This is a genomic window from Mesorhizobium sp. M7A.F.Ca.CA.002.04.1.1, from assembly GCF_004022805.1.
Classification (GTDB): Bacteria; Pseudomonadota; Alphaproteobacteria; order Rhizobiales; family Rhizobiaceae; genus Mesorhizobium; species Mesorhizobium ciceri.
Window position 1 is genome coordinate 1,969 of the sequence record NZ_RZPL01000255.1, and the last position, 5,173, is coordinate 7,141.

Genomic DNA, 5,173 nt, shown 5'->3' on the forward strand with positions numbered 1-5,173 from the left:
GGCTGGTGCCGCTCATAGTAAGAACATGATCCGAACAAAATTGGCGGAACCGATCCAGGCCTTGTGCGTTGCAAAAACACTGGTCCGAACGCCGACCACGTGGCCGGCGGACCGTTTCAAACGGGAAACACGAACAAACGGTCGCCGACGGCCGGGGTGAGTTGACGTTCAATGACAAACTACGGTGCGGACCTGCTCTGGGTTCTGATTTTCGCGAGCCTCGGTTTTTCCGCTCTTGCCGTATTCCTCTCCATATCGCGGCACCGTCGCCGTCATCCTCCTGCCGTCCCACATACGGCAGGCGAAGATGTGGCGGCGGAGGCCGCGCGCAAGGTGATACGGGAGTTCGAAAAGAACGGCCAATCGGCCGATGCCGCGCTGGTGACCTGGTCGCCAGAAACATTGCGCAAGATCCTGGCCGACGATCTGCCCGATGCGCAGGTTATCGTGGTGTCCAATCGCGAGCCGTACATCCACAATGTGAAGGACGACGGCGTCGAGTTGCTCGTCCCGGCCAGCGGGCTGGTGTCGGCGCTCGAGCCCATTACCCGCGCCTGTGCGGGCACCTGGATCGCCTATGGCGGGGGAACGGCGGACCGCCTTACCGTCGACGACCACGATCGCGTGCAGGTGCCGCCTGGCAACCCGTCCTACACGCTGCGCCGGGTCTGGCTGACGGAGGAAGAGCATCAGGGCTATTATCTCGGTTTCGCCAATGAGGGCCTTTGGCCGCTTTGCCATATCGCCTTCACCCGGCCGATTTTTCGTGCCTCCGACTGGGCTGCCTATGAAGCCGTCAACCGGAAGTTTGCCGATACGGTGGTTGCCGAGGCGCGCAACGAGCGGCCGATCGTGCTGGTCCAGGATTACCATTTCGCGCTGCTGCCGCGCATGATCCGCGAGCGCTTGCCGGAGGCGATCGTCATCACTTTCTGGCACATCCCGTGGCCAAATTCGGAAGTGTACAGCATCTGCCCATGGCGTGAACGCATCCTCGAAGGCCTGCTCGGCAGCTCGATCATCGGCTTCCACACTCAGTTCCATGCCAACAATTTCACCGAAAGCGTCGATCGCTTCCTGGAAAGCCGCATCGAGCGGGCCGATGCGGCCATCTCCTACGGCGGACGGACCACATTGGTGCACGCCTATCCGATCTCGATAGAATGGCCGGCGGACCTGCTGGCGAAACTTCCCGCTGTCGACGATTGCCGCGCTCGCATGCGCGAGAGGTTCGGCCTTAAAGCGGATGTGAAGCTGGCCGTCGGGGTCGAGCGCCTCGATTATACCAAGGGCATTCTCGATCGGTTTCACGCTTTGAACGAATTGTTCAAGCGACAGCCTGAGTGGATCGGAAAACTGGTCTTCCTGCAGATCGCGGCACCCAGCCGCGGCACGCTGCCTGCCTACAAGCTGCTCCATGACGAGTGCCACCGTTATGCCGAAGAGCTCAACCGGCGTTATGGCAGCGAGGGCTACAGGCCGGTGATCATGGTGGCCGAACATCACTCGCAAGAACAGGTCTACGAGATCTATCGGGCCGCCGACATATGCATGGTCACCAGCCTGCATGACGGCATGAACCTCGTCGCAAAGGAATTCGTCGCCGCGCGCGACGACGAGCAGGGCGTTTTGATGCTCAGCACATTCGCCGGCGCCTCGCGTGAATTGCTGGAGGCGCTTATCGTCAACCCTTACGATGCCGCCATGATGAGCGGAGCGCTGTTGCAGGCACTGACCATGTCGCCCGAAGAACAGCGCGAGCGCATGCGCCCCATGCGCGAGACAATCCGCAACAACAATGTCTATCGCTGGGCCGGCAGCATGCTTCTGGATGCGGCACGTTTGCGCAAGCGCGGGGACCTCGATCGGGTGACCGGTGCCGTCAGCGACCCGCCGCCCAGCGTCGACAATGTCGTCTCCATTTTTGAGCGCAGACGGGTGGCGATGTCATGAGCGATGCGCTGCAAAATATTGTTGGCGAGACCCTGCACAAGCCGCAGGCCGTCATGGAGAAACCGCACACTGTGCTGACCGGCGAATGGGCGTTGTTCCTCGACATCGACGGCACCCTGCTGGAACATGCCGAACACCCGGACGCCGTCTCGGTCAGCGACGAGCTCCGCTCCTTGCTGCAAGGCCTGGATCGCAAGCTGAACGGGGCATTGGCCTTCATAACAGGCCGTTCCGTCGCGGCTGTCGATCATCTGTTTCAGCCTTTGAAGCTGCGCGCCGCCGGGCTCTATGGCCTGGAACATCGGCTCCTACCGAACGACGACGTCGAAGTCGCGGATGAGCCGGCGGATATTTCTGCGCTTGCCGACGAGATCGAGGCCGAGCTCGGTCGTGGCGCCTATATCGAGCGCAAAGGACGGGTGCTGGCCATCCACACGCGCGCCGCCCCGCATCTGCTTCCGCGCGCGACGCAGCTTGTCGAGCAGGCGCTGGCCACGCTGCCAAAGGGCTACCGGGTGGTTCCCGGCAATGCCGGTGTTGAACTGCTGCCGCTCGAGGCCGCCAAGGGCGCCGCGATCCGGCGTTTCATGGAAATTGCGCCATTCACGGGCCGTCGCCCGGTCTTCCTGGGCGACGACACGTCGGATGAAAACGGTTTTGAGGCCGTCAATGATGCCGGCGGCATATCGATACGCGTCAAACCACCAGCGCACACCGCAGCGCGGTACGGGCTTGCCGACGTTGTCGAGACGCTGGCCTGGCTGAGAGGTCAACTTTAGATCCAGCCGACGCAACCGCGATCGCGCCTCCTGGAAAGGGCAAGGAAAGGAACGGTTTCGATGGGACGCTTCGCACAATTGGTCCGAGAGATCACCCCGAACTGGCTGCACTCTCGCTCCTCCCGCCATGACATTGCCGACGTTTCACCGTCCGACGCGGATTTCAGCTGGCAAGAGGCGATCGATAACAAGATGTATGGGGCTGATACGCCTGATTATTCCTATGTTCCGGAAAAGACCGCTTCAGATGCGGTGAGACCGGGCGGTGACAGCCCCGGCGAAAAGAGCGTGCGGGGTGATCCAAAGAGAGCCAATTGAGGGTGAAAGCCTGTCGGCGCCCGAGGAACGCTAGGCCGCAAATCGCAGTCCGCCGTCGCAGGTCAGCACCTGACCGGTCATGAAGCCGTTGGAGACGAGGAAGGCTATTGCCGCGGCGACGTCTTCGGCGCGACCGATGCGGCCGACCGGGGTCCTGCCGGCATAGTCGGCAAACAGCGCCTGCCTCTGCTCCTCGGCCAGAAAGTCCCACCAGGGCGTGTCGATGACGCCTGGCGCCACGACATTGACGCGCAGCGGTTTCAACTCCATCGCCAGGATCGGCACCACGGTCAACAGCATGCCGTTGATGGCGGCGATACCGGCGACGCCGGGCGTTGCGAGCTGCGCCGACACCGCCGAGATGAAGGTGACCGATCCGGCCTTGTTGAGTGTCGGCAAGGCGGCCTGCAGGCAGGACAGCTGCGGGCGGACCTTTTCCTCCACGCCACTGCCGATGTCACTCAGGTCAAGCGCCGGGAACGGGCCGAGGCCCTTGCCGCCGCTGGCCGCCAGCACCAAGTGATCAAAGGGGCCGAGGCGCTCGAAGAATTGACGGACCTCATCCGGCTTCGACGCGTCGAAAGCGGCCTTCTCGGCAGCACCGCCAAGGCTCTTCCAAGCGCTCTTCAGCTTGTCCTCGTTGCGGCCGGTGATGGTTACCTTCATGTCCGGGCCAAGCAGTTTGCGCGCCGTCGCCAGCCCGATGCCGGACGAGCCACCGATGATGACGGTGTGTTGGATTGCCTTGGTCATCAATGCTGTTCCTTCGATGTGGGGGAGGCCGGGCCGATGAGGTCGAGGCTCAAGCTTCTCAGCTGTTGCCTTGCCTTGGCGTCGTAGGCCTGAGCATCGGCGCGGGATTCCCGCAGGCCGTCGAAATAGAGGCCGCTTTTCCCGTTGAGCGTGGGTGAGGTGGCGAGATTGAGGATGGCGTCGGCACCGGTCTCGACCGAACTCCACGGCGTCACCCCGGCCTGCCGGACCATGGTTGTGTTCATGTAGCTCGCCGGATGCAATGCGTTGACGGTGACGCCGGTGCCTTTCAACTGTTCGGCCAAATCGACGGTGAACAGAATCTGCGCCAGCTTGCTCTGGCAATAAGTGCGCACCCCGTCATAGGAGCGGGTCAGCATGACATCGCTGAAGTCGATCGCCTGCTGCCCCGCAGAGGCGACATTGACGATGCGCGCCGGCGCACTGGCCTTCAGCAATGGCAGGAGCTCCGATGTCAGCAGGAAACCGGCGAGATAGTTGACCGCGAAGCGCAGTTCATAGCCGTCGGCACTCACCTGCCTTTTGGCACCTTGGCCCGCTGTGCCGATGCCGGCATTGTTGATGAGGATGTCCAGCCGGTTCGTCCGGGCGCGCACCGCCTCGGCGAGGTGGCGCACCTCGGCCAGCGAAGAGAGGTCGGCGACCAGAAGCTCGGCCTTGCCGCCGGCGGCTTCGATCTCGGTGACAACAGCCTTGCCGCGCGTTGCATCGCGGCCGTGCACCAGCACACGGGCGCCCGCGGCGCCGAGCCGTTGCGCGACAACGCGGCCGACGCCGTCTGTCGAGCCGGTGATGAGGATCGTCTTGTCTTTGAGTTCCATGTTCAGAGCCTCCGTTCTGTTGCTCTGAACGGAAGATGGGGCAGTTGGCGCTGGCCAAACAGTTCAAACTTTATCCTGGTATCAATACTGCTATAATACGCGCATGGAGTCCCAACCTCACGCGGCCCCCACACGTTCGGCTGAAGACAGCCGCCGGCGCGAACTCGGCGCCTTCCTGCGCTCGCGCCGCGAAAGGCTGACGCCCTCGGCCGCAGGCATCGCCATCGGTCTCAGGCGACGTACGCCGGGCTTGCGCCGCGAGGAGGTGGCGATGATCGCCGGTGTCGGCACGACTTGGTACACATGGCTGGAGCAGGGGCGGGAGGTCAGGCCCTCGGTCGAGGTGCTGACGGCGCTCGCCGAAGCACTGCGCCTCGACGCCGCCGAAAAACAGCATCTGTTCATCCTTGCCGACCGCCAGCAGCCGGAGCGCCGTGCCGTAGCGCCGGAAAAGGTCGATGGCCCGTTGCTGCACATGCTGCAGAGCCTGGTGCTGCAGCCGGCCTATGTCGTCGGGCGGCGCTGGGA

Annotated in this window: 6 protein-coding genes; 4 read left to right on the forward strand and 2 right to left on the reverse strand. The window is 63.2% G+C overall.

The genetic code is table 11. The features are described 5' to 3' along the window. The first annotated feature begins 171 nt into the window (after window positions 1-171). The 3 genes from ENZ75_RS15220 to ENZ75_RS15230 are packed head-to-tail and all read left to right on the forward strand — an operon-like array spanning window position 172 to window position 3,050. A complete protein-coding gene (locus ENZ75_RS15220) occupies window positions 172-1,953 on the forward strand; it encodes a trehalose-6-phosphate synthase (protein WP_013530900.1) in 1,782 nt (593 codons plus the stop codon). A gap of 53 nt (window positions 1,954-2,006) precedes the next feature. Further along, window positions 2,007-2,732, forward strand: a complete 726-nt coding sequence (gene otsB / locus ENZ75_RS15225; protein ID WP_032898633.1) for a trehalose-phosphatase — start codon at window positions 2,007-2,009, stop codon at window positions 2,730-2,732. A 60-nt stretch (window positions 2,733-2,792) separates the two neighbouring features. Continuing rightward, window positions 2,793-3,050 carry a hypothetical protein gene (locus ENZ75_RS15230; RefSeq protein ID WP_063168507.1) on the forward strand — a complete coding sequence of 86 codons (258 nt, stop codon included), beginning with the start codon at window positions 2,793-2,795 and terminating at the stop codon, window positions 3,048-3,050. 30 nt (window positions 3,051-3,080) lie between these two features. On the opposite strand, the gene ENZ75_RS15235 is transcribed toward ENZ75_RS15230, so the two are convergent. Together ENZ75_RS15235 and ENZ75_RS15240 are read right to left on the reverse strand one after the other, a co-directional pair. Further along, complete coding sequence (locus ENZ75_RS15235; protein ID WP_013530903.1) at window positions 3,081-3,803, reverse strand: SDR family oxidoreductase; 723 nt, start codon at window positions 3,801-3,803, stop codon at window positions 3,081-3,083. Then, window positions 3,803-4,645, reverse strand: coding sequence for an SDR family oxidoreductase (locus ENZ75_RS15240; protein WP_063168506.1), 843 nt, complete (start codon window positions 4,643-4,645; stop codon window positions 3,803-3,805). Before ENZ75_RS15240 ends, ENZ75_RS15235 begins: the two co-directional genes overlap by 1 nt. Before the next feature lie 103 nt (window positions 4,646-4,748). Between ENZ75_RS15240 and ENZ75_RS15245 the strand changes: the two genes are divergently transcribed. Next, window positions 4,749-5,173, forward strand: a 425-nt coding sequence (locus ENZ75_RS15245; RefSeq protein ID WP_164887833.1) for a helix-turn-helix transcriptional regulator, incomplete at its 3' end; no start/stop codon positions are given.

Coding starts and splice junctions, on each gene's coding strand:
- ENZ75_RS15235 (WP_013530903.1), bottom strand. CDS start 3,803: ATGACCAAGGCAATCCAACACACCGTCATCATCGGTGGCTCGTCCGGC.
- ENZ75_RS15230 (WP_063168507.1), top strand. CDS start 2,793: ATGGGACGCTTCGCACAATTGGTCCGAGAGATCACCCCGAACTGGCTG.
- ENZ75_RS15220 (WP_013530900.1), top strand. CDS start 172: ATGACAAACTACGGTGCGGACCTGCTCTGGGTTCTGATTTTCGCGAGC.
- otsB (WP_032898633.1), top strand. CDS start 2,007: ATGGAGAAACCGCACACTGTGCTGACCGGCGAATGGGCGTTGTTCCTC.
- ENZ75_RS15240 (WP_063168506.1), bottom strand. CDS start 4,645: ATGGAACTCAAAGACAAGACGATCCTCATCACCGGCTCGACAGACGGC.